Raw genomic sequence first — 22,296 nt, forward strand, 5'->3', positions numbered from 1 at the left:
TCAGGCGGGCTCGTCGAGACGGTAGCCGACGCCGTACACAGTGGTGACGTAGTCGGCCGCCCCTGGAAGCGTTTCGTCAAGCTTCTTGCGCAGTCGCATCACATGGACGTCTACCGTCCGCTCGAACCCCTCCACGTCAGGACCCTGCAGGATCTGGAGAAGCTCGAACCGGGAGAACACCCGTCGGGGCTGTCGGGCGAGTGCGGCCAGGAGCCGGAACTCGGTCGCGGTGAGTGGCACGATAGCGCCACCCACGCGCGCTTCGTGCGCGGGTAGATCGATTTCAAGCCGGCCATCGTCGATGACAAGCAGATCCATTGGTGGTTCGCTGGATCCTGGTACGCGCCGTAAGATCGCCCGAGCCCGGGCGACCAACTCGCGGGGCGAGAAGGGTTTGACGAGGTAGTCGTCGGCTCCGAGCGCCAAGCCACGGAGACGGTCTTCTTCGGCCGCCTTCGCTGTGAGCATCAGTATCGGAACGGAGGTCTGGCGGCGGAGTCGCACACAGACCTCCTCCCCCGAGATGTCCGGCAGCATCAGATCCAGGATGATCAGGTCGGGAGGCTGGGTCGCGATCGAGTCCAGAGCGCGTTGCCCCGTCATCGCCGTGCGCACCAGATATCCGTCGCGCTTCAGATAGGCCGATGCGACCTCGAGGATCCCGGGTTCGTCGTCGACGACGAGGACCGAGCGGCTCACGAGACGGCCGCTCGGTCCTCGCGTGAGCGGAGCCCTAACCTCGCGGGAACCACTGGTCGCGCCAGCGCTGCATCTGCCCGATTTCCTTGGCTTGCGCGGCGACGATCTCCTCGGCGATCACGGTCACCTCGTCACGCGGAGAACCCATCATGACGCTTTCGGCCATCGTGATGGCGCTGGCATGGTGGGGGATCATCATCGACAGGAACGCCAGGTCGAACCGGTCGCCCGACACGCCCTCGAGCGAGCCCATGTCCATCGAACCGTGCGCTCCACTTGCGTTCGACGTCAGCTCCTCGCCGAACCACGCGAGATGCCATGCCTTCATCTGGCCGATCTCGCTCTCCTGAGCGGCGACGATCGCCTTGGCGAGTCGCCGAATCTGCGGCCTTTCGGACTTCTGGAGCGCGATCTGCGCCATCTCGATGGCTGATTCGTGGTGCGGGACCATCTGCTCGAGGAATGCCTTCTCGTCGAGCGCGGAGGTCTCTCCGCTCGCCCCATGAATGGACTCCATCATTCCCGTGCCCGTGCCCGTGGACGCGGCGGTGGCCCCGTGCTCGCCGCCCGACCAGATGGCGGCACCGATGCCGACGCCAGCGGCAAGGGCCACTACCCCCACAACCACCAATGTCGCCCATAGCCGATTTGTCACGCTAGGCCTCCCGTCTCGAGTTCCTCGGCGAGGATCGCAAGCGCGTGTGTCAGACCGATGAACGGGTGGAATGACAATGACGACTCCGTGGGCGTAGCCGGCCCCTGCGCACCGTGTCTGCCCGCGACCGCCTACTGATGCGTGACGCCGGAGGGATCGCCATCTTCCCGCGAATCGCGGGACACGACCCTTTGCGGTTCCTCGGCGAAGATCGTCGTATGACCACAGCGGACGCAGGTCTCGCCTCGCATTCGGCTGCGCCGACGACGCAGCCCAGGGAGACCGCGCCCAGGCCGCAGCACGGGCCCTGAGACGACGGTGGCTTCGAGCCGTCCTCTACATGAGGGACACCGCGAACCCGGAGCGATTCCAACCGCCATCTTCTTCCGCTTGCGCACAAGGCGAAACGTATGTGCCCTGAGCCCCCGCCACCATACGAATTCCTGTCAGCGTCACAGGTTCGTCATCGGCGCGACGGTCGTAGCGCAAAGGACGAAGCGACGGACGGCGGCCGCGGAGCGGAACCGGGGGCGGCGGGGACTATCCTGCGACCCGTGAACCTCTCCCCGGGCCGTTGACGAACACGGTCCAGATCGTCGCGGCACTCCTGCTGGTGCTGCTGAACGGCTTCTTCGTCGCCGCGGAGTTCTCCCTGGCCCGCGCGAGGATGACCCGCCTCGACCAGCTCGCCGAGCAGGGCCGCGGCAGCGCCGTGCTCGCCCGCGAGCAGGTGCGGCACATCGACCGCTACCTCGCGGCGTGCCAGCTCGGCATCACCCTCGCCAGCCTGGGCCTCGGCTGGCTCGGCGAGCCGGCGTTCGCGGGTGTCCTGGAGCCTTTCTTGACCGGAGCGGGACTCGGCGAGTCGAGCGCCACCCTCACCGCGGTGATCATCGCGTTCGCGATCATCACCGTCCTCCACGTCGTGGTGGGCGAGCTGGCGCCGAAGACCGTCGCCATCCAGCGCGCCGAGCCGACGGCCCTCAGCATCGCGCGCCCCCTCGAGTGGTTCCGGTGGGTCTTCTCCCCCTTCATCTTCCTGTTGAACGGCGCGGGCAACGCCCTGGTCCGCGCGCTCGGCGTGGAGCCGGCGAGCGAGCGGGAGCTCGCCTCGACGCCGGAGGACCTGCAGATCCTCATCGCCCAGAGCGAGGAGGGCGGCGCGATCGAGCCGGAGGAGGCCGACATGCTGGAGGGCGTCTTCGGCCTCCAGGCGAGCCTCACCCGCGACATCATGACCCCGCGTCCCGAGGTCACCACGCTCGTCGCCGACCAACCGGTCCTGACGGCGCTGACCCAGGCGCTCGGCACCCGGCACAGCCGCTTCCCGGTGCTGAACGGCGACGGGGTGCTCGGCATCGTGCACCTCAGCCAGCTCGCGCGCGGCCTGTTGGAGAGCGGTGAGGACACCCCCGTGCGGGGCCTCGTCGGGCCCGCCCTGTTCGTCCCGGAGACCCAGCCGGTCGACGACCTGCTGCGCCAGCTCCAGGCGCGCCGCGCCTCGGTCGCGGTGGTGCTCGACGAGTACGGCGACTTCGCCGGCGTTGTGACCGTCGAGGACGTGATCGAGGAGATCGTCGGCGAGATCGATGACGAACGCGACCGCGCACCCGCCGTCGACCAGCTCCCCGACGGCCGCCTCATCGTGCGCGGCCACGTCCCGATCGAGGACCTCGCCGACCACGGCGTGGAGCTCATCGACGACACCGTGACGAGCGTCGGCGGCCTGGTCTTCACCCGCCTCGGCCGCCTGCCCCGGACGGGGGACAGCGTCACCGCGGACGGCTGGCAGCTCACCGTCGAGGCGACCCGCGGCACGCGGGTGGTGCTCGTCGCGATCGAGCCGGCGGAAGAGCGCGACGAGACCCCGCGGGAATCGGAGCCCGGGCCAAAGGACTCGGCAGACCACTCACGGAGGGCTTGAATGCATCGCGCTCGGCTGCCGCGCCGCACATAGCGTCGCGCCGTGAGCTGGCTGGTCGAGGTCCGGGGTCGCAGCTGAACACCGCCACGGCTCGGTCCTCGCAGTCGCCGCCCCATTCTGCTGTGTGACGGACCGATGACGGCTTCCATGGAATGCCGCTCGCTGTCACTCCCAGGTAGGGCATCATCACACCGGTGCAGATCGGAACGACAACCTTCAGGACGGCCCTGGTTCTCGCGATCGTGAGCATCGTGCTCGTGCTGACCGGGTGCACCGGTGCCGACGGCGAAGGCTCGAACGACGTCTATGCCGATCTGGGTCCTGAGCACGTGCACGGTCTCGGGCTGAACCCGGCCGACGGGTCGCTCTACATCGCTACTCACACCGGACTCTTCCGGATGCCCGAGGACTCGGACGACAGTGAGCGTGTGGGAGACCGCCTCCAGGACACCATGGGGTTCGCCGTGATCGGCCCGGATCGCTTCCTCGGATCCGGCCATCCGGACCTGAGAGACGACCTGCCACCCCTGTTGGGCCTCATCGAGTCCTCGGACGCCGGGCGTACATGGGAGTCGATCTCGCTCCTCGGAGAAGCGGACTTCCACGCCCTACGCGTCAGCGGCTCGCGTGTAGTCGGGTACGACGCCGGTGGCGCCCGGGTGATGTCCAGCGCAGACGGAGGCCGCGCTTGGACGACCCTCGACACGCCCGCCGAGATCTCTGACCTTGTTCTGGATCCCGACTCCTCTGCGCGGATCGTCGCCGCGAGCGCGGCGGGGGTCATCGCGACCTCGGACGAAGGCGACACGTGGACGCGGTTGGTCACCGACGCCGACATCCTTGCGTGGCCGGCGGGTGATGCGCTTTATGGCTTCGCGGCCGACGGGGCGGTGACGGTCAGCCACGACCGTGGCGCGTCGTGGGAACAGGTCGGCGATCTAGGTGGCGAGCCCGCAGCCGCGATGGCGGCGGACCGCGACACCCTGGTCGTTGCGCTCCACGACGCCCGCATAATCAGCAGCGGCGACGGAGGGCGCTCCTGGTCAAAGGGCGCTTGGACCAGCGGGGACCAGTGATCAGAAGAATCCCTCACGCCGTCGGTGGTAGGAGCGACAGTCGGGTTACGAGCGGCGGCATTGTCGCGGCCTCGTCGCCGACCGCCTCGGCCTCGGTCGCTTAGCGCTCGTCAGGCTGCGTCCGGGAGGTGACACGGAGCGACGCACCGCGGCGAACCTGCTGTGCGAGCCTCCGCCACAGACGCCACGAGTCAGTGGGCCCACGGCGGGCGACCCCAGTGTCGAGCGTCTGAGCGTCGGCCCAAGACTGCAGCTGGAGCCTGCTCTGATTCCTGACAGCGACCAACCGCCTCTGAGCGAATGGGAACACCTCGAAGCTATCCGCGCTCTGGCCGAGTTCGCCCTAAACCTGGATGTCGTCGACGGCGATGAGGCGAGGCGCCGACTCGGCCGGCTGACCGCGCAGCAGCGCCAGTGGGTCCTCGATCACATCGACGACGGGGACGACGAACCGCGCCGACCGTCGGCTTACTAGGCGGTCAACGCGCTGGCGCGCATCGCTGGCAGTCCGTTGGGCGTCGCCCCCGACCGGCGCCTCGCCACGAACGCATCGAGGCGACAGCTCGTGGGCTGGACCGTTTGCTTCCTAGGCATCTCTCCCGCACGGGGCGCTTCCGAGTCGAGTTCCAATTGAAAGCCGAGGATTCCTAGGCTGACACCGACACACTTAGAGCCTGACCGCCCATGGCCCGACACGGCGTGGCGACGGAGCTGTTGGAAGGTGTGCTCGTGCCGTGTCGAGGAGCCCGGTCTAGAACCGCGGTATCTGCAACGGATCGGGAGGAAGTGAGTTTTCGCGGGTCCCAGGGCAAGCGTGTCAGGCCGACGGCACCTCCCGGATGACCGAAACCAAGGCGGCGCCGCGGACCCTTTGGGTGCGCCACCGCCAACCCGACCGGGCGACGGCCGGCGCCAGTTGCTGTCCCCGTGTCGATCATGGGGGACGACTCTTGACAAGTTCGACTTCCGTTCCGCGGACGGCCGCCGACCCCATGCAGTCCTCGCGCCCAGCCACTATCTGACCCGGGATGGGTCGTTTGGTTTAAGGGACGTTTGGTCAGAGTGGCCCGCCGAATCCTCTCTGGACAGCCCTGGGCAACCGGCCTCGCGCACAAGGGTCCTGAGCTCGCGACTGAGCTGCTGCGCCTGATGGCGAGCCCGGTCCGCGTCGTCTGCGCTCCCCGCGAGCGCGACCCGGCGAGCAAGATCTCGCTTGTCTCGGAGGGCGGCGACCCGAGCCCCGACGCGCTCCGGCAACCGCCGGTCCGATTCGCTTCGGCCCGCGGTCATGGCAGCTTCTCGGTGGTCGGCATGCGCGAGATCGAGAGCGAGCCACTTGGCGTCGGAGCGGCCCCAGGAGCGGGCGAGCGCCGCTTCCAGCTGCTCAGCGTCGTGGTGCACGGCAAACAGCATCAGCTCGACACGCTGGCGGCTGGCGGCTACGTACGCCCACTCCCTCCCTCCCCGCTCCGGCGTGGCAAGGAGGTAGGTGCGCTCGACGGTCGTCCCCTGGCTGACGTGGCCGGTGAGGGCGTAGCCGTGGTGGACGTCACCGAGGTACTGCTCGGGCAGCCGCAGCGTCGCGCCGTCGTCGGGGCGCACGACCAGCTCCCGCTGCGCCGTGTCCACCTCGAGCACGGTGCCTCGCGTTCCGTTGCGAACCCCAAGGCGGTAGTCGTTGCGCCGGCAGACCAGGCGATCGCCCGTCGCCCACTCGCGCCCCGAGGCGACGATCCGCGACGGCCCGAGCAGCCCTGCCTCATCAAGGGTGGCGCGCGCCATCTGGTTGAGCGTGGCGACCTCGTGGCGATCGTGGGCGAGGATCAGCCCGCTCGCCGGATCGAAAAGCGACGTTTCGGCCCACGCCTCGATCAGCGACGCGCGCGCGTCGCGGGCGTCGTCGAAGCCGTTCAGGCGCCCGTGCTCGACGAGCACGGCAAGCGCTTCGCTCGCACGCCCTGCCGCCAGTTGCTCGGCAACCTGACGCTGTAACGCGGTGCGCTGGCGGCGGTTCTCGAGGAGCTCGGCTGCGCCGAGGCGGTCGGCAAGCGCAGCGAAACCTCCTGCCGCGTCGATCGCGGGGAGCTGAGCGCGGTCGCCGACGAGGATCAGACGGGCGCGGCGCCGGGCCGCCTCGACGGTGAGGCGCTCGAGGGCCCGCGTCGGCATCATCGACGCCTCGTCGCAGACGATCACCGCACCGACCGGGATCTCCCCCGGATCACCGCGCGCGATCCGGTCGAGCAGCAGCGCTGCGGTCTGGGAGGGGATGCCGGCGTCGCGCTGCAGGACGTCGGCCGCCTGCCCCTGCCAGGCGACGCCGATCACGCGGGCACCCGAGCACTCGTAGGCCTCGCGCACCGCCTCGAGCGCGAACGTCTTGCCCGTCCCGGCCCGCGCCTCCATCAACCGCACCCGCCCCTCACCCGAGCAGAGGTGGCGCACTGCGGACGCTTGATCGACGCCGAGCGTCGGCCGCGCGGCGATCGCCGCCTCGGTCGCGTCGTTTGTCGCGACCAGCCCGCCGCCGGGATCGGCACCACCTGCAGCCTCGAGCAGGCGGACCTCAGCGCGGAGCATGTCGGGCGTCGAGTAGAGCGCCTCCTGGTGACCGGCTCCCTGCTCGACCCGCGCCTCGACCAGGGGCACGCATTCGCGTGCGAGGAAGTCGTCGGCCAGCTGCTCCAGGACCCCGGCGGCCGCGCCGTCCGGATGGGCGTCGGCGAGCGCCTGGATCACCTCGCGCCGGGTGAAGTGGGCGCTGCGCTGAGTGAGCCCGGCCGGTCCCAGCATGCGCGCCCGACAGGCGTCGAGATCAACGTCGCCTTGCAGTGCGCTCGCCTGACGGCTGCGTACGATGAGGCCCGCGAGCTCGCGGGCGCCGAAGCCGTGCTCGGCCGCCCGGGCCCTCCACCTCCCCACCGCCTGCTCGCGCGAGAGGACGCGCTTTCGGTCGCGCGTCTCGCGCTGGATCACAGCGATGCCACGCGCGCTCAGGTAGCCGCGGGCCGTCGCCTCCGCGACGATCTCCGCGTGACGCGTAGAGAAGTGCTCGCACACCTTCGTCGGCACGCCGGCGAGCTCGGCGATCCCGTTGCGCACAGGCCCCCACTCGACCCCGAGTGAGCGCGTTAGCGCGTCGCGCATCACGGCTTCGGCGATCGTGCCGGCGGTCTTGGCCTCGGCGTAGACCGGGCGCATGTCGGGTGCGCTCCAGCGCCCGTCGGGGCCCTTCACCCGGTTGGCAGTCACCAGTGGGCGTGCAGGTGGGGATCGCCCGAGCGCGCCATCTCGTGGAGGTACATCGCCCCGGCGAACCCTTCGCCGGGCAGCACTGTCACGCCGTTGCGGCCGCGGCGCACGAAGCAGGCCCGGCGCTCGAGGTAGTCGAGCCCGGCGCGGGCACCGGCCGCCTGGGCGGCGAGGATCGCCCGGCGGATCCCCTCGTCGCCGACCGCCGCCAGGACGCTGACGCTCTTGGGCGCTGTGAAGGTGAGATCGAAGGCGACGTTGCCGCCGCGCCGACGCCCGGCGCCCGCCAGCTCCTCTCCCGAGACCGGGTCACGGCCCTCGAGCAGCTCGCCGAGGTCTCCGTCATCGGGCGCGCCCGCCAGGCAAAGGGAGTCGGCCGCCCTCCCCTCCCAGCTGCCCCGGACCTGCCCGCGCTCGGAGTAGTAGTCGTCTCGGGCGAACTCGGCTCGCTCGTAGTAGTCGGGCCCCTTGGCGGCGCGGATCGTGAGCATCTCCGGCCCCCAGCATCACATGATGCAAGTGCGCCCGCCATCTTTGCGGGTCTGTTGAGACAACGTGGCGAACTGGTGGGGGGGCGATCGCGGTGGAGCGGCGTTCGGGCGTGGCGTGGTCGGAGCCTGCCTGCTCGGTTCGTCCTGGCGGCTACGGGCTGGCGGGCATGCTGCGCGTCTGGTCGGGCCGTTGACGGGCGCAGCCCGGCGGGCCATTCAAGAGCCCGCCGAGCGTCCCGGTGAGCGCGGGCGGAGCGAAGGCCGGGACGGGTCCCCGCCGCGCGTCGCCGTGACCCGCGCCGCGCCCGTCCCGGCCGGTGTCGGACTACGCCGCGCGCGCCTCGTCCTCCGAGGACTCGCGCAGGCCCGCCGCGATCCGCTCGGGCAGCGCCGGCCGCACCAGGTCGGTGACGAGGGCGTCGAGGCCAGCGGCGATGCCGCCGCCGTAGCGGCCCGGCACAATCGCCGGTCGCCGGTCGCTGCGCGGTAGCGCCGCCTGGTCGGCGAACCACGCGAGCGCGAGCGCCTGGAGGGTGCGGCCAAGCACCTGCTCGGGGGTGCCCGCGCCCTCGATCCATTCGGAGAGGGCGCGCTCTGCCTCCTCGGGCGTGGCGTAGGTCACCTTCTGGCGGGTCGCCCCCGCCTTGGTCGTCCGCGTCTCGATGTTGTGGAGGCGTTCGTGGCAGAGCGCGAGGCCGCGGGCGGCCTCGGCCTGGTGGTGGTGCAGGGCGGTGAGGGCGATCGCCCGCGCCATCTCCATCGTGATCGCCTCGGGTTCGTCGTAGGCGAGCAACGCGCGGCGGCCGAGGTCGAGGTTGGCGAGGCGTGCGCTGCGGCGGTCGTCGGCGGCCTCCGCCCGCTCGCGGGCATGGCGCTCGGGGTCGGACTCGGTGGCCACGACGGCGGCCGCTGCCTCGGGGTCCTCACCCCGTGCGCTCGCCTCGGCACCCGTCCGCGCGGAGCGCGTCGTCTGATCGGCGGCGCGACGCTCGGCGACGCGCTCGACGTGCTGGCGCACTCGGTCGGTGAGCCACGTTCGGTCGGCCACCCACCCGCGCCGCCAGTAGGTGTCGTCTGCCTGGGGGAACTCGATCAGGCAGCCGTAGGCGCGGGCGGCGTCGAGGTCGTCGATGGTCAGGTGGACGCCGCGCACCCCCGCCGCCTCTGCGCGCCCGATCAGGTCGCCGTCGGCGTCGGGGTCGAGCAACTCGGCGAGGTCGATATGGCCGGGCAGCAACGTGAGGAGCGGCCCTTCCCCGCCGCGCCGCGCGAGCTCGCCGAGGACCGCGTCGGGCCGCTCGGCGAGCTCGCCGGAAGTCGCGTGGCCCTCGCGCAGGACGGCCACCAGGGCATCGGCGACCGGCACCGAGACCGCGGCCACCGCCTCTACCCGCGGCACGGCCGCCAGCGTGAGAACGCCCTCTGAGATCGCCTGGGTCGCCGTCTCGGGCAGGCGCAGCAGCCGTAGGCGCTCGGAGACGTGACGGCGCGTGCAGCCGACCGCCTCGGCGATCCGCCGTTGCGGCCACCCAGCCTCCGTGGTGCGCTGGTAGGCATGCGCCTCCTCGATCGGGTCGAGGCCGCGGCGGCGCAGGTTCGCCGCGAGCGCCGCGGCGAGTTGCGCCGCATCGCCCTCCTCGCCGCCTCGCTCGATCACCGGCACCGATGCCAGACCGGCCGCACGGGCGGCGGCGAGGCGGCGGTGGCCGTCGATCAGCACCGGGCCGGCGTCGGTGCGCTCGACCAGCAACGGCTGCAGGATCCCCTGGGCGCGCACCGATGCGGTGAGCGCCCGGTGCTCGGCCTCGTCGTCGCCGGTGCGCGGGTTCCAGCCCTCGCGCACGGTGACCGCCTCGATGGGGAGCACCGCGAGCGCGGCCTCCGTAGTCGCGGGGGTGTCTGTCGTCGTCATGGCCTCTTCCTCTCTGCGGGCGGGCGGCCAGCCCAACGGGCCGGGCCGCTCGCGATGGCGGCGGCGGCGCTCGGTTGCGGCCGCTCGGTGGCGGCGATCGCAGAGAGCGCGGCGAACTCGATGTGGGCCGCCATCGCCGGGCTCATCGACAGGGCCGCGCCCACCTCATCCAGGCTCGCCCCCGCCCCTTCGGCGGGGAAGCGCAGCTCGAGCAGGGCGCGCACGGTGGGCTCGAGACGATCGGCCTCGAGGGAGGCGCGCACCTGGGCCCGCAGGGCGCCCGCGTCGTCTCCGGGCCCGTTCATGCCGCACCCTCGGACTCGGCGACCATCAGGCGGTAGCCGACGCCCCATACGTTCACGATCGTGGTGGCGCCCGATCCCGCGTCGAGCAGGGCGCGGCGAAGGCGCGAGGCGTGAGAGTCGACGGTGCGGGTGCGGGTCACCCGGCCCGAGTAGCCCCACACTCGGCGCATCAGGTCCTCCTTGGGGACGACCCCACCGGGGCGCTCGGCGAGCGCCACCAGGAGGTCGAACTCCAGCCGGGTGAGCGCGAGCGCCGACCCGGCCCAGAACGCGAGCCGGCGGAGGCGATCGATCGACAACGGCCCAAGCACGATCGCCCGATGCCGGTCAGCCGGGGGGACGTCGAGCGGCAGCTCGGGGATCGCCTCGGCGGCGGCGCGAAGGCCGGCCTCGGCGCGCCGGGCGGAGGTCGCCGCCAGCTGCCAGCCGGGCTGCGGAGCGGTGCTCGCGAGTCGCTCCAGGTCGGCGGCGACACGCGCGGCCCGCCGGGCGGCCGCCATCGACTCGGCATAGAGGCGGTCGGCCTCGGCCTCATCGACGCGCACGGCATGGTCCGTCGCGGGCGGCGTCGGGGCGAGGAAGAGCGGCCGGCGCTCAGGCGGGGAGGTCGTCGCCACCTGTGGCCCCCTTCCCGTTGGCCGCGCCGACCGGCACCCGCTCGGCGTCGGCGGGGCGCGGGGCGTCGAGGTACTGGACCGAGGCGGCGAGGATCTCGACCGCCTCCCGACGGCCGCCGTCGTCGGTGCGCCACTCACGCCAGGCGAGGCGACCGGCGACGCCGATGCGTCGCCCCTTCGCCAGGTGCTCGGCGGCGGCCTCGCCGTGTCGGCCGAAGACGGCGACGTCGAAGAAGTTCGGCCGGTCCTCCCAGCCCTCGCCTGAGCGGGTGCGGGTGGCGACGGCCAGGCGCAGCGAGCAGACCGCCTCCCCGGCGGCCGTGTAGCGCAGCTCGGGGTCGCGCGTCAGCCGGCCGACCATGCCGACGGTGTTGAGGTCAGCGGGCATGGACGGTCCCGCTTCCCGGTGCGGGCGCGGCGGCGCGCGCGAGCGCAGGCCGTCGCCCGTTGGTACGGTCGAAACGCATCCGAAGGCCTCCTTCGGTTGCCACGGCCCGGGGCGTTCCAGCGCCGCCGGGCCTCTTTTGATTGCGCGGCCGACGCTACACGTCCGCGCGCGCTTTCGTCAACCGCCTCTAACGACCGAATCGCCTATCTATTGAGAGATGCAACTGCGCCACTGGGCACATTCGTGGCCTGGATGTCGCCGCCCGATCGAGCGATCACCGAGACCGACGCCGGCGTCAATCCGAGGGCGCGAGCGGTCTCGGAGACTCCGGCGCCACGTGCGACCGCATGGGCGATCGCCTCGTTCCGCTGAACCTTGGCCTCCCGGGTGCAGCTCCGGGCGGCGACGAGTTGTCGCGCCACATCGGCGACTCGGTCGAGGGCGGCAGAGCTGCCGCGGCGCCGAGAGTACGGACCGCCCCTCCCCGTTCGGCTCGGCAGGGTCCGACGGGCTGCCTTGGAGACGGCAGCCCGGGAGAGCCCGGCCGCCTTCGCGGTTTCCTCAAGGCGAGTCCCGGCCCGAATCGCCGCGACGATCGCTTGGTCCCTCTCGTCCATCAGCTCGACCTCAGCATCGAGAGCTGCCCGGTGGGCCTCAAGCGCGGCACCGGCCGCGGCGAGCGCCGCGGCCGACTTTGGATCTGGCGTGCGCACTCCCATGGCGGAAACGGTACGCCATACACCTTTGCGAAGCACCGCTCGGACGGCACGCAGAGAGACCGTAGACGAACGAGAAGAACGGCCTCAGCAGCACACTCGCCTGCCCTTGCCTCGGCGATGATGGCGAGATGAAGCGGACGGTGGGTCGACAAGACGCCCCGGTGGTGCAGGTCGGAATATACGGGTTGCCGATCCGCCAGGCCGATGGTATTGCGGCAGGCGTTTGAATGACACCGAACGCGATGGCGCAGACCTTGGCCGACTGAGCGCGCAGGGTGGCAGCGGACCGCTGGCTCCGGAGTGCTTCTCGCGAGGTGGCGACAGCTGACGAGAAGGTGGCCAGTACCCGCATAGGGGCGCTTTCGGCGTCGCGGCTGAGGGCGGCGGTCACCCGTGTTTACCAACGGGTGTTCCCAGGCCGTTCCCATGGCGCTCTCTAGGCGGCTTCAGTGAGAGCCGCCCAGGTCGGGCCTCCACCGCGATTGCACGGTCGAGGAGTGGCTTGATCCCAGAAGACTCCCGGGCGAGCGCCCGCGCACAAGTGACGAACAGGATTTCGCAAACCCACCCGATCGCGGCGGCGAGGAGGATTACCCGGCAAAGATCGCCGACCCAACGAGACCGCCGCCTATCCCGCCAGCCAGGAAGGGCACGACTTCATTCCCTGCGTGCTCGGCCGGCGTAGCGTTCCGGAGGCTCGCGCACGCCGTGGTATCCCCGACGCGCTCCGCCTAGCTGAGCAACTCGTTCAGCCGCTCGAAGAGCGCAGCGAAGCGGGAGAGCGTCGCGTCGTCCAGCTCACCGAGCAGGCCGCCTGGGTCGCGCAGTAGTCGATTGGCCGGGCGAAAGTGGTCGTACGGTCCGCCGAGGGCCGACTCGATGCGCCTGACGATTCTCGGCCCGGGGGGAAGCTTTGACTTGGCGAACTTGCCGATGCCTGAGGCAGCTACGAGCTTGAGGTACCAACCGACGTCGAAGAGGTCCTCCAGGTCCGCCTCGGCGGTTCCCGTGAAGGCGTTGACGGGCACGAGTCGCTTCTCGTCGAGAAGTCCCCGCGACACTAGGTTTGCGATTCGCTGATTACCACCGGCAGCGACATCGAGTAGGACGGCGAGATTCAGATCGGATGCCCCCAACAAGGCGATGAACGTTGGGATCTTGTCTAGGCCTCCGACCGGCACGATCGTCCACCGGGGATCAAGGCCCACGCGTCCCGCATCCGCGGCAGCCGCGCTCAGGACAGAGAGATAGACCACATCCGCTGGCCCTTCGACGACCAGTTGATCCGGACCGATGATGAGCGTCTGCGCAAGATCGACGCCGAGGGCCCCTAGGAGTGGGAACACGGTGTCTGACCGAGCAGTCCACACCTCTTGGCTGACCTGCGTGCCGTCGTCGTCCACATCCTCGACGGTTCGGCACCGCTCCAAGTGGTCAGGTTGGATCATGAACAGCGAATGAGTGCTGTAGATGACCTGATGGTGCGGTGCGAGGCGCTCGTCAATGAAACGGAGGAGATCGTTCTGAGCCTTAGCGTGGAGGTTCAGGCCTGGCTCATCGAGGAGGATGATCCGCTTCGTCTCGCCGGCGAACTCCGAGAACGCTGCGAGGAAGGAGAAGAACCAGATGAAGCCCTTCGACCGCTCAGCCATGTTCAGCGTTACTCGGTGCCTCTGGTTCCTCACCCGGATCTGCAGCCACGGCTCTGTGCCTGCGCCGCGCTCTGACGGTCGGAACTCGATGTCCAGTTCGACCGACAAGTCGGCGTTCTGGGTCCAGTACTCGAAGAGCTCGTCCGTTAGTTGGTTAGCGGCGGCCTCGAGGGCCGCCTTGCGCGCCTCGTACGACGCCTCGGTGAACTCGTCTCCGTCGACGCCAGCGAGACGCATAAGGGCCAGCGCGGTTCTCTCGGCGGCGTCTAGATCGTCCTCGCCAGCTTCCTGAAGACGAGTGATGGACACCGATCCCGGGAGGATGTTGTAGTCGTCGAAGTACTGGAAGCGAGGCAAGAAGCTAGCCACCCGATGCCGGACCTCGGCCTCGAGGTCCCGCCCCTTCAGCTCCTCGGCAAGGGCGACAGCCGCCTCGACGGCCGGATCTGCTTCCAGAGCAGCGACCACCTCAGCTGTCGTCGCTTTGCCGTACCTGTCCGGATCCAGGCCAGCCTGCTCCACGACGTGCTTCAGGGCTGCGCTCACGTTCGCGACGGGCGGCCACCAAGTGTTATCGGATCCGTAGCGGCGACTGGCCACGACGGTCGTGCGCGTAAGCACTCCCGGACCAAAGTCACGCTCAATCGCCGCCACCTCGTCTGGTTCGAGATCAAAGGTCAACGAGACGGGCTCGGTGCTCGGAATGCTTGCTCGGTCCCGCGAGCGGTAGCGACGGGGGTAGTCGCGGAGTTCCTCGAAGTCCTTTGGATGGCCGCTCGGAATGGGTTTGAGGCGGTAGAGCCCTTCGAGGACGGCGGTCTTGCAGACTCGTTCTTTCCGACAAGGGCCGTGACCGCGGGGTCGATGTCGAACTCGCCCGAGTCGTTGACACTCTTGTACTTGCGGACCCTTCCGCGAACGAGACGCATCCCGCCTCCACATTAGCTACGCCGGGGTCGCGATATTGCCATACCGCACCTCCCACCTGAGGCTCGAGCGGCCGAGACGGGAGGAGCGAGAGCAGGGCACAGTTGCACCGTGGTGCCACGTTCTTGGCTGGCCAGGCCTACAGGCTAGGCGACCAATGCTCTTTTCATGGGCTCCCAAGGAGCCTCTAGGAGGTTGACATCCGGCATGCCCCCGGCCTTATGGCTGGATCACCCCTGGTCCGGCGCACCGGTGAACGCGGTCGGAAAGCGACTGTTGCAGCAGGCCGTATGGCGTTGGGGCATGCAGGACCGCACCATCCTGTCGGCGCCGCAGTTAGGCCCTCGACTTCGCTCTCGGCCAAAGTCTGCCCGGCGCGATGAAGCCGCCTGCGGCAGCCGAGGGCCGCCCCGGGGGACTCTGGCGTTCTTTAGTGGCTGAGGGGCGCCGCTACGCCGGCGGAGGACGCGACGGTGACGAACCGGTCGCGTCGCTGGGGATCGGTTGAACCCGCTCCAAGAGTTCCCAGAGACGCCCGGCGACAGGGGACGTGAGGTCGACCGGGCGGACCGGGAGAGTGTGCGTGTCGTCAGGATCGGCGGGGCGGCTCGCCGACCTCGTTGCGGCGTGCTGACGTGCCTGCTGGCGAGCTAGCCGACGGCGCGCCGCCCTACTGGCGCGCTCCTCCTTCATGGCCGCGACCTTCTGCGTGACGGCACGGGTGCGAACGAAGGCGAGCTCGACGACCCGCACAGCGCCGCGGCCGTAGCCGCGTGCCTCGGGATCGGGGAGGGACCAGTCGCGGATGACGCCGGCGGCCGTGGCATCGCGTCGCGCGCGCCACTCCGTCCACCGGGAGACGCCCATGCGCTCGGCTAGCGCTGCGGGGCGAACCTCGCCGCGCGAGCGCCAGGGGCCAAGGGCGAGCTGGGCGACGACGAACCAGTTCAGCACGTTCGCGGCCCGGCGGGCGCTGAGGCCGGACTCGGCGAGGGCAGCGAGAAGTGCGCCGCCGACGGCGGCGAAGCGCTCGTTGGCGAGGATCTCGACCTCGGCCGCGTAGCCGGCGTCGGTCACGGGCGCGGGTTGTCGTGGGAGCCGACCGAGCCGCTGGAGGGCGGTCGGGGGTCAGAGTACTCTGGCTGCACAGTTCGCTCGTCCATTGGAACCGACCCGGGGCAGGCACCCCGGGTCGCGTCGTTTCTGGACCGGATCCACGCGATGGACGCCGTGGATCGGCGGACCACGACTGCGCCCCACGGTGGGGGCCGGGCCCGCACCGGCAGCGTCCAGAAGCGTCGGACTCTCCCACCGAGCTCCCCGCGCGGCGTCGAAAATCGCGCTGAGCAGGGCGTTCGAGCACAGCTTCGCTCGTCTCGAAAACCGTTTCGGGGTTTAGGCTCCGACGGGGGTTCAAATCCCCCCCCCTCCGCTCATCTCCCGTGGCGGCGGCCGGCGTCGTCCCGCAGGTCACCGCCACGGCTCCCGCGCTCGGCGCTCCCGCGGCGGCCGGCCCCGACGGTGAGCGGATCGACCGTGCTCAGTACCGCCCGGGCAGCAGCGCGCCGAACGCCCAGAAGAGCGGGATGGGGATCCCGAGCACGAAGAGGACGTAGCGCCGCTTCGCAAGCGTCGGGACGCCCAGCAGCCAGAACAGGATGAGCCAGAGGACGGCGAGGAACAGGAAGGAGAGGAGCTCCACGGTCGGATCCCTTCGTTCGGAGGTGGCGGGCGGCTAGGCGGCGGTGCCGAGCTTGATGCTCTCCCGCAGGAAGTCCTGCGCCTCGGCGGGGAGGACCGCGTAGCTGACCTCGGTGCCGGCGGCCATCTCCTGCTCGACGACCGCGCTGATCGCGGCGGCCGACATGTCGTCCGTCAGCACGAACACGGCCGCCTCGGAGCCCTCGATCAGCTCGCCGGCCTGCTTCATCAGCTTGTCGGAGACACCCTTGTCACGGGCCTTGCCGACGAGGGCGCCGATCCCGGCGCCCACCACGGTCGCCCCGACCAGCGGCGCCGCGAAGATGCCCACCAGCAGTCCGAGGGCGCCGCCCGTGACGGCACCCGTCCCGGCCGTGGCATCGGCCGTCTGCTGGATCTTCACCTTGCCCTTGTCGTCGCGATACGCCATCGCGACGTCGCTCACGGTGATCCGGCCCTCGTCCACGGCCCAGTCGATGCGGTCCATCGCGGAGAGACCGGCCTCGCGCGTGGGGAATCCGATCATGACGACGTTCATCGCGTGCTCCCATCCTCGTTGGGCGCGGGCGCGCGCACCGTGCGCGGGCGCCCCGCCGGGTCGTCGGCGAGCGTCGTCCGCCTCGCCGGGCGGCGCATCGTCCCGTCGGAACGAAACGGTCCCCGCCGGTACGTGGGCCGCATGGCCCGCGACGGGGATCGCTCCGACTCCGGCGCGGACGTCATGCCCGCAGCTCGCTCTTCGCGTCCTTCCAGCCCGCGGTGAGGGCGTAGAGGACGGCGATCTCCAGCCCGATGGCCACCAGGCTCCAGAGCGGGTAGGCGGGGAACCACGCGATCTGGACGATGCCGTTCACCACCACGACCACGATCGCGAACCACCGCCCCCACTCCTTGCCGCTGAACAGCGCGAAGGCGGCCAGGACCAGGACGGCCGCCCCAGATGATCAGGCCCGGCGACGCCCCTCAGATCGGGGCGCGCCGGGGGGGCGAGCCGCCGGGACCCGCCTCGTCCGGGTGCCACCTCGCGAAGTGGTCGAGGTGCTGGCCGGTGAGGGCGCCCGGCGGGTAGAAGCGGGCGTAGAAGTCCGGGTCGGCGTGCTGGGCCTGGACCGTGAGGCGCTGGTACATCGGGTCGATCCCGAGTGGGAAGCGCCCGTAGGTGCCGTGCACGTACTCGCAGTACGCCTTCACCAGCTCCACCGTGTCCGGGTGGGGACGCGGCACCGCCGAGACCACCGCGTCCGGCTCGAGGTAGGGCTTCGGGACGTCCTGCTCGAACGCCGCCCACTTCACCTGCATGAACGCGTCGACGGCGTCGCCCATCGTCGCGTGGTACGGCGGGCAGAACGCCTCGAAGTGGCCGTCGCGGCCGACGGGGTGGGTGGTGCCGTCGGCGGCCTCCGCGAAGCGGAACCCGAGGCCCTCCACGTCGCCGCCGCCCATCACGTGCCGCGCGAGGTAGCCGGTGAACGTCCAGCCGCCGAGGCCGAGCGCCTGGAGGGCGAGGTTGATGTTCTGGCAGATGAACGCCTGCTCCACGACCAGCATCGAGAGGACCCGCTGCTCCAGCTCGGCGATCCCCATCCGCCGCGCGGGATCGAGGCGCCCCGAGTCCAGCGCGTGCTGCAGGCCCGCCGAGCGCCCGCCCGCCCGCTCGTCGACGATCGAGAAGCCGTAGCTGCGCGACAGGTAGATGAACAGGAGGTTGATGTACTCGAGGGTCGTGTTCGTGACCGGGATGAAGAGGGTGGTGCCGGGCTGGTTGGCGTTCCACTGGTTGAACTCGAAGAGGCCCGGGAGCGTCCGCGGCAGCGGCGCCCGGCCGGGCCGCAGCTCGACCTTCGTCCGCCGGTACATCCCGAGGAGCCGGTCGGCCTGATCGTCCCGCGACCGGCCCGAGAGGGTCGCGAGCTCGCCCTCGTCCGGCAGCATCCGGAACATGTCGAGCATGTAGGTGCCGTCGTCGTTGGTGAAGAACAGCTCGGTGCCGTGGTTCGAGCAGGAGCTCGGCCACGTGCGGGTCGTCCACTGGACGAGCGTGCTCATACCGCGTGCCGGGTCGAGGTCACCGAGGTTCAGGCCGGTCAGGCCGGTCCCCGCGACGCACAGCAGGGCCTCCTCGACCTCGGACAACGGCACCGCCTCGTACGGGCTCGCGTAGTCGAAGACCTCCGACGCGACCGCCATCCCGAGTCCGACGCGGCGGCTCTTGCGGTCGAAGATCGCCTGGAAGAACGGGTACGCGAGGGCGTCGTCCAGGCCCGGGACGGTCGAGCGACGGGTCGTCATGGCCGCGACCCTAGGAGCGGCCTCCGGGCCGCGGCATCGGGCCGACCCGCATCCCGGTTGCGGGAAAACGTGGGGTGCGCCGGCCCCGGCGCGGTGCATATTCCGTCGCGGGCCGCGACGACGGGGGGAGCGCCGGTGGACGAGGTCGACTACCTGATCCTCGGGGGAGGCACCGCCGGATGCGTCCTCGCCGCCCGCCTGACGGAGTCCGGCCGGCACCGCGTGGCCCTCGTCGAGGCGGGGGGCACGCCGCGCAGCCCGTTCATCCGCGTCCCCGCGGGGTTCGGGCACCTCCTGCGCAGCCGGCGCCACAACTGGGGGTACGCGTCCACCCCCGACCCCGGCACCGACGGCCGGGTCATCCCGATACCCGGCGGCCGCGGGCTGGGGGGGTCGGGCCTCATCAACGGCATGGTGTACGTGCGGGGCCAGGCCGCCGACTACGACGGCTGGGCCGCCGCGGGGGCGGACGGCTGGGCGTACGCCGACGTCGAGCCGTGGTTCCGTCGCATCGAGGACGACGCGCAGGCCGGCCGGGGACGGGGGCGCGGCGGGCCCCTGCACGTCACCCGCATCCGGGAGCGGTTCCCCATCGCCGACGCCTTCCTGCGGGCGGCGGTGGAGGACGGCGGGCGCCTCGTCGACGACTACAACGTCGAGCAGGCCGGGTTCGGCTACTACCAGCTGAACCAGCACCGCGGCCGGCGGTGGAGCCCGTACGACGCGTACCTCGCCCCCGCCCGGTCGCGGCCGGCGCTCCGCGTGATGACCGGCACCCTCGCCCTCGGCCTCACGTTCGACGGCGGGCGGTGCACCGGCGCGACGCTCGCCCGCGGCCGGACGACCCGCCGGATCCGGGCCCGGCGCGGCGTGATCCTCGCCGCCGGCGCGATCCGCACGCCGCAGCTGCTGGAGCTCTCCGGCGTCGGGCGGCCCGAGGTGCTCGAGGCGATCGGCGTGCCCGTCCGCCACGCGCTCGCCGGGGTCGGCGAGCACTACGCCGACCACTACGCCGTCCGCATGAACTGGAGGCTGCGCGGCATCCGCAGCCTCAACGAGTCGACCCGCGGATGGCGCCTGGCGGCCGCGGGGGCGCAGTACCTGGTGCGACGCACCGGCATCCTCACCCTCGGCCCGGCCCTCTGCCACGGGTTCGTCGCCACCGACCCCGCGGACGGGCGACCCGACACCCAGTTCCTGTTCATGCACGCCAGCTACGAGGACGCCTCCCGGCGGGTGCTGGACCGGGAGCCCGGCATGACGATCGGGATCATCCAGCAGCGGCCGCGCTCCACCGGGTCGATCCACAGCGCCTCCCCCGACCCCCTCCGGGCGCCGGCGATCCGGCCCCGCTTCCTCAGCGACCCCGAGGACCGCGCGCGCCTCGTCGCCGGGATGCGGCGGGCGCGGAGCCTCGTCGCCCGTCCCGCGCTCGCCCCGTTCATCGCGCGGGAGATGAACCCCGGCCCGCTCGCCGGGGACGACGACGCGCTGCTGCGGTGGGCCCGCGCGACGGGTCAGACGCTGTACCACCCGTGCGGGACCTGCCGCATGGGCACCGGCGACGACGCCGTCGTCGACCCCCGCCTGCGCGTGCGCGGCATCGACGGCCTGTGGGTCGCCGACGCGTCCGTGATGCCGTCGATCACGTCCGGCAACATCCACGCCCCGGTGCTGATGATCGCGGAGCGCGCCGCCGCCATGATCGCGGCCGACGCCTGACGGCGACGCGGCCGCCCCGCGCGCGGATGCCGGCGCGGGGCGGCCGCGGCCCGGTCCCTCAATCGCCCCAGAAGGCGTCGACGGCGTACTGGTCGCGGCTGTGCAGCCACGACTCGCCGATGCGGCCGCCGCTGACCCGGGCGATGTGCGCCACGTTGTTCACGAGGTCGGGCCGGCCGTCGGGACGCGACGCCGTGTACGTCGCGAGGGCGACGACGACCTCGTCGTCGGCGAGGACGCGCTCCAGGTGCAGCTGCAGCGTCCCGCCGGTGACCTCGAAGGCGTGGCCGATGAAGCCGAGGACGGCGGCGGCGCCCTCGTAGTCGCCGGTGTTCGGGCTGCGCCCCGGCACGTGCAGCACGGCGTCGTCGGCGAGGTGGGCGGCGGCGGCGTCGATGTCGCCGGCGGTGAGGGCGTCGTAGAAGGCGCGCACCATCCGTGCGTTCGCATCGGCGGTGGACGTGGTCGGGCTCATGGTGGCGGTCACCTCTCCTCCTTCGGGAGAAAGTATTTCGATGTCGAACGAGATGCTACTACGGTAGTATTTCCATGTCAAAACATCGGGGACGGGTGATGGCGGATGAGGACGACCCCGACCTTCCGGTCCGGCGGATGGTCGAGCAGTGGGAACGCGAGATGCCGGGCGTCGACACGGCCGCCATGGCGTTGTTCGGGCGCCTGACGCGGGCGCAGGCCGCCGCCGCGCGGGCCATCGAGGAGGGGCTGGCGCCCCACGGGCTGTCCCGGGCCGAGTTCGACGCCCTCGCCACGCTCCGCCGCGCGGGCGCCCCCCACCGCCTCCCCGCCGGCGCCCTCGCCGCGTCGATGCTCCTGTCCCCCGCCGCCACGACGAACCGCATCGACCGCCTCGCGCGCGCCGGCCTGGTCGCGCGGCACCCGGACCCCGAGGACGGGCGCGGGGTGATCGTCGGCCTCACGGCGCGCGGGCGGCGCGTGGTGGACGCGGCCGTGCACACCCACTCCGCCAACGAGCGCCGCCTCCTCGCGGGCCTCTCGCCGGCCGATGAGGCGCAGCTGTCCCGCCTGCTCGCCGCGCTGGCGGCCTCGATCGCGGGCCGCGCCGCGCCGTCCTGAGCGTCGCGACGGTTGCCACCCGGACCACGCCGCGGTAAAGTTAGCCGCATGGCTAAGTATGCGGCGGTGGCGGAGGTGGACGGGGTGTTCGGGGCGCTCGCCGACCCCACGCGCCGGGCCGTGGTGCAGCGCCTCGGCGCCGGCCCGGCGAGCGTGAGCGAGCTGGCGGGCGCGTTCCCCATGACGCTGCCGTCGTTCATGAAGCACGTCCGCACCCTCGAAACGAGCGGGGTGATCCGCACGCGCAAGACGGGCCGGGTCCGCACCTGCGAGCTCGACCGCGGCCGGCTGGCGCTCGTCGCGGGGTGGCTCGACGAGCAGCGCCGCATCTGGGAGGGCCGCACCGACCGGCTCGAGAGGTTCGTCGCCGACGAGATCGAGGAGCAGTGATGACCCACGAGCTCGACCTGACCCTGCAGCGCGTCATCCGGGCGCCCCGCGAGACCGTGTGGCGGGCCTGGACCGACCCGGACCGGCTGGCGCGGTGGTGGCTCCCGGCGCCCGCGGTCGCCCGCATCGACCGCCTCGAGCTGGTGCCGGGGGGCGCGTTCGTGACGCGGATGAGCGAGGACGGCGCCGGGTTCGTCCCGCACATCGACGGCGTGTTCCTCGCCGTCGACGCCGGCACCCGCATCGTCTTCACCAACGCGCTCGACAGCACCTGGCGCCCCGCGCGGCCCGAACCGGTCGCGATGACCGCCGAGGTCACGTTCGCCGACCACCCCGACGGGACCGACTACCGCGTGCGGGTCCGCCACGGCGACGCGGCCGACCGGGCGCGCCACGAGGAGCTCGGCTTCCTCGACGGGTGGGGCTCCGTCACCGCGGCGCTCGCCGACCTCGCCGAGGCGGAGGCCGGGCCGTGAGGGTCA

General features: G+C 71.5%; 22 protein-coding genes. 6 read left to right on the plus strand and 16 right to left on the minus strand.

Going from position 1 to position 22,296, the window contains the following annotated elements:
- A complete protein-coding gene (locus IU369_RS16165; RefSeq protein ID WP_217922012.1) occupies positions 1-699 on the minus strand; it encodes a response regulator in 699 nt (232 codons plus the stop codon).
- 34 nt (positions 700-733) lie between these two features.
- Positions 734-1,321: a DUF305 domain-containing protein gene (locus tag IU369_RS16170; RefSeq protein WP_217922013.1), complete on the minus strand. Its 588-nt coding sequence runs from the start codon at positions 1,319-1,321 to the stop codon at positions 734-736.
- Between the two features lie 607 nt (positions 1,322-1,928).
- Here IU369_RS16170 and IU369_RS16175 point away from each other — a divergent pair.
- Together IU369_RS16175 and IU369_RS16180 are read left to right on the plus strand one after the other, a co-directional pair.
- A complete protein-coding gene (locus tag IU369_RS16175; RefSeq protein WP_217922014.1) occupies positions 1,929-3,278 on the plus strand; it encodes a hemolysin family protein in 1,350 nt (449 codons plus the stop codon).
- A gap of 194 nt (positions 3,279-3,472) precedes the next feature.
- The gene (locus IU369_RS16180; RefSeq protein ID WP_217922015.1) at positions 3,473-4,354 is read left to right on the plus strand and encodes a F510_1955 family glycosylhydrolase; all 882 of its coding nucleotides are present in this window, start codon (positions 3,473-3,475) and stop codon (positions 4,352-4,354) included.
- A 1,014-nt stretch (positions 4,355-5,368) separates the two neighbouring features.
- On the opposite strand, the gene IU369_RS16185 is transcribed toward IU369_RS16180, so the two are convergent.
- The 13 genes from IU369_RS16185 to IU369_RS16240 all read right to left on the minus strand — a co-directional run bounded on the left by IU369_RS16185 (position 5,369) and on the right by IU369_RS16240 (position 18,607).
- A complete protein-coding gene (locus IU369_RS16185) occupies positions 5,369-7,591 on the minus strand; it encodes an AAA family ATPase (RefSeq protein WP_217922016.1) in 2,223 nt (740 codons plus the stop codon).
- A gap of 11 nt (positions 7,592-7,602) precedes the next feature.
- Positions 7,603-8,097 carry a MobF family relaxase gene (mobF, locus tag IU369_RS23645; protein WP_217922017.1) on the minus strand — a complete coding sequence of 165 codons (495 nt, stop codon included), beginning with the start codon at positions 8,095-8,097 and terminating at the stop codon, positions 7,603-7,605.
- 325 nt (positions 8,098-8,422) lie between these two features.
- Positions 8,423-10,009: a ParB/RepB/Spo0J family partition protein gene (locus IU369_RS16195; RefSeq protein WP_217922018.1), complete on the minus strand. Its 1,587-nt coding sequence runs from the start codon at positions 10,007-10,009 to the stop codon at positions 8,423-8,425.
- On the minus strand, positions 10,006-10,314 hold the full coding sequence (locus IU369_RS16200) for a hypothetical protein (RefSeq protein WP_217922019.1): 309 nt from the start codon (positions 10,312-10,314) through the stop codon (positions 10,006-10,008). Before IU369_RS16200 ends, IU369_RS16195 begins: the two co-directional genes overlap by 4 nt.
- Entirely contained in the window at positions 10,311-10,931 is a 621-nt protein-coding gene (locus IU369_RS16205; protein ID WP_217922020.1) for a winged helix-turn-helix domain-containing protein, read from the minus strand. Before IU369_RS16205 ends, IU369_RS16200 begins: the two co-directional genes overlap by 4 nt.
- Positions 10,909-11,319, minus strand: a complete 411-nt coding sequence (locus IU369_RS16210) for a single-stranded DNA-binding protein (RefSeq protein ID WP_217922021.1) — start codon at positions 11,317-11,319, stop codon at positions 10,909-10,911. Before IU369_RS16210 ends, IU369_RS16205 begins: the two co-directional genes overlap by 23 nt.
- 203 nt (positions 11,320-11,522) lie before the next feature.
- Positions 11,523-12,038 carry a hypothetical protein gene (locus IU369_RS16215; RefSeq protein ID WP_217922022.1) on the minus strand — a complete coding sequence of 172 codons (516 nt, stop codon included), beginning with the start codon at positions 12,036-12,038 and terminating at the stop codon, positions 11,523-11,525.
- A gap of 731 nt (positions 12,039-12,769) precedes the next feature.
- Positions 12,770-14,236, minus strand: a complete 1,467-nt coding sequence (locus IU369_RS16220) for an ATP-dependent nuclease (RefSeq protein ID WP_217922023.1) — start codon at positions 14,234-14,236, stop codon at positions 12,770-12,772.
- 831 nt (positions 14,237-15,067) lie between these two features.
- Complete coding sequence (locus IU369_RS16225) at positions 15,068-15,694, minus strand: hypothetical protein (RefSeq protein ID WP_217922024.1); 627 nt, start codon at positions 15,692-15,694, stop codon at positions 15,068-15,070.
- Positions 15,695-16,157: 463 nt separating this feature from the next.
- Entirely contained in the window at positions 16,158-16,319 is a 162-nt protein-coding gene (locus IU369_RS16230) for a hypothetical protein (protein WP_217922025.1), read from the minus strand.
- A 33-nt stretch (positions 16,320-16,352) separates the two neighbouring features.
- Entirely contained in the window at positions 16,353-16,856 is a 504-nt protein-coding gene (locus IU369_RS16235; protein WP_217922026.1) for a DUF1269 domain-containing protein, read from the minus strand.
- 181 nt (positions 16,857-17,037) lie between these two features.
- On the minus strand, positions 17,038-17,244 hold the full coding sequence (locus IU369_RS23650) for a DUF7144 family membrane protein (protein WP_425516830.1): 207 nt from the start codon (positions 17,242-17,244) through the stop codon (positions 17,038-17,040).
- Between the two features lie 37 nt (positions 17,245-17,281).
- Positions 17,282-18,607, minus strand: coding sequence for a hypothetical protein (locus IU369_RS16240; protein WP_217922027.1), 1,326 nt, complete (start codon positions 18,605-18,607; stop codon positions 17,282-17,284).
- A 135-nt stretch (positions 18,608-18,742) separates the two neighbouring features.
- Here IU369_RS16240 and IU369_RS16245 point away from each other — a divergent pair, with 135 nt between their 5' ends.
- The gene (locus tag IU369_RS16245; protein ID WP_217922028.1) at positions 18,743-20,329 is read left to right on the plus strand and encodes a GMC family oxidoreductase; all 1,587 of its coding nucleotides are present in this window, start codon (positions 18,743-18,745) and stop codon (positions 20,327-20,329) included.
- Between the two features lie 58 nt (positions 20,330-20,387).
- Here IU369_RS16245 and IU369_RS16250 read toward each other — a convergent pair whose 3' ends face one another.
- Positions 20,388-20,804 (minus strand): nuclear transport factor 2 family protein, encoded by a 417-nt coding sequence (locus IU369_RS16250; RefSeq protein ID WP_217922029.1) that lies wholly within the window; start codon positions 20,802-20,804, stop codon positions 20,388-20,390.
- 74 nt (positions 20,805-20,878) lie between these two features.
- On the opposite strand from IU369_RS16250, the gene IU369_RS16255 reads away from it, so the two are divergent.
- From IU369_RS16255 to IU369_RS16265, 3 genes are read left to right on the plus strand one after another with little or no spacing between them, the layout of a single operon-like run.
- Entirely contained in the window at positions 20,879-21,424 is a 546-nt protein-coding gene (locus tag IU369_RS16255) for a MarR family winged helix-turn-helix transcriptional regulator (protein WP_217922030.1), read from the plus strand.
- 48 nt (positions 21,425-21,472) lie between these two features.
- Complete coding sequence (locus IU369_RS16260) at positions 21,473-21,814, plus strand: ArsR/SmtB family transcription factor (protein ID WP_217922031.1); 342 nt, start codon at positions 21,473-21,475, stop codon at positions 21,812-21,814.
- On the plus strand, positions 21,814-22,290 hold the full coding sequence (locus tag IU369_RS16265) for an SRPBCC domain-containing protein (protein WP_217922032.1): 477 nt from the start codon (positions 21,814-21,816) through the stop codon (positions 22,288-22,290). Before IU369_RS16260 ends, IU369_RS16265 begins: the two co-directional genes overlap by 1 nt.
- Positions 22,291-22,296: the final 6 nt, after the last annotated feature.

Source organism: Miltoncostaea oceani, assembly GCF_018141545.1.
In the GTDB taxonomy this organism is placed as follows: Bacteria; Actinomycetota; Thermoleophilia; order Miltoncostaeales; family Miltoncostaeaceae; genus Miltoncostaea; species Miltoncostaea oceani.

Excerpts from the sequence above, each read along its gene's own strand:
- IU369_RS16235 (WP_217922026.1), bottom strand. The coding sequence starts at position 16,856 with ATGAACGTCGTCATGATCGGATTCCCCACGCGCGAGGCCGGTCTCTCC.
- IU369_RS16260 (WP_217922031.1), top strand. The coding sequence starts at position 21,473 with ATGGCTAAGTATGCGGCGGTGGCGGAGGTGGACGGGGTGTTCGGGGCG.
- IU369_RS16255 (WP_217922030.1), top strand. The coding sequence starts at position 20,879 with ATGTCAAAACATCGGGGACGGGTGATGGCGGATGAGGACGACCCCGAC.
- mobF (WP_217922017.1), bottom strand. The coding sequence starts at position 8,097 with ATGCTCACGATCCGCGCCGCCAAGGGGCCCGACTACTACGAGCGAGCC.
- IU369_RS16265 (WP_217922032.1), top strand. The coding sequence starts at position 21,814 with ATGACCCACGAGCTCGACCTGACCCTGCAGCGCGTCATCCGGGCGCCC.
- IU369_RS16215 (WP_217922022.1), bottom strand. The coding sequence starts at position 12,038 with ATGGGAGTGCGCACGCCAGATCCAAAGTCGGCCGCGGCGCTCGCCGCG.
- IU369_RS16200 (WP_217922019.1), bottom strand. The coding sequence starts at position 10,314 with ATGAACGGGCCCGGAGACGACGCGGGCGCCCTGCGGGCCCAGGTGCGC.
- IU369_RS16250 (WP_217922029.1), bottom strand. The coding sequence starts at position 20,804 with ATGAGCCCGACCACGTCCACCGCCGATGCGAACGCACGGATGGTGCGC.
- IU369_RS16195 (WP_217922018.1), bottom strand. The coding sequence starts at position 10,009 with ATGACGACGACAGACACCCCCGCGACTACGGAGGCCGCGCTCGCGGTG.
- IU369_RS16240 (WP_217922027.1), bottom strand. The coding sequence starts at position 18,607 with ATGACGACCCGTCGCTCGACCGTCCCGGGCCTGGACGACGCCCTCGCG.
- IU369_RS16210 (WP_217922021.1), bottom strand. The coding sequence starts at position 11,319 with ATGCCCGCTGACCTCAACACCGTCGGCATGGTCGGCCGGCTGACGCGC.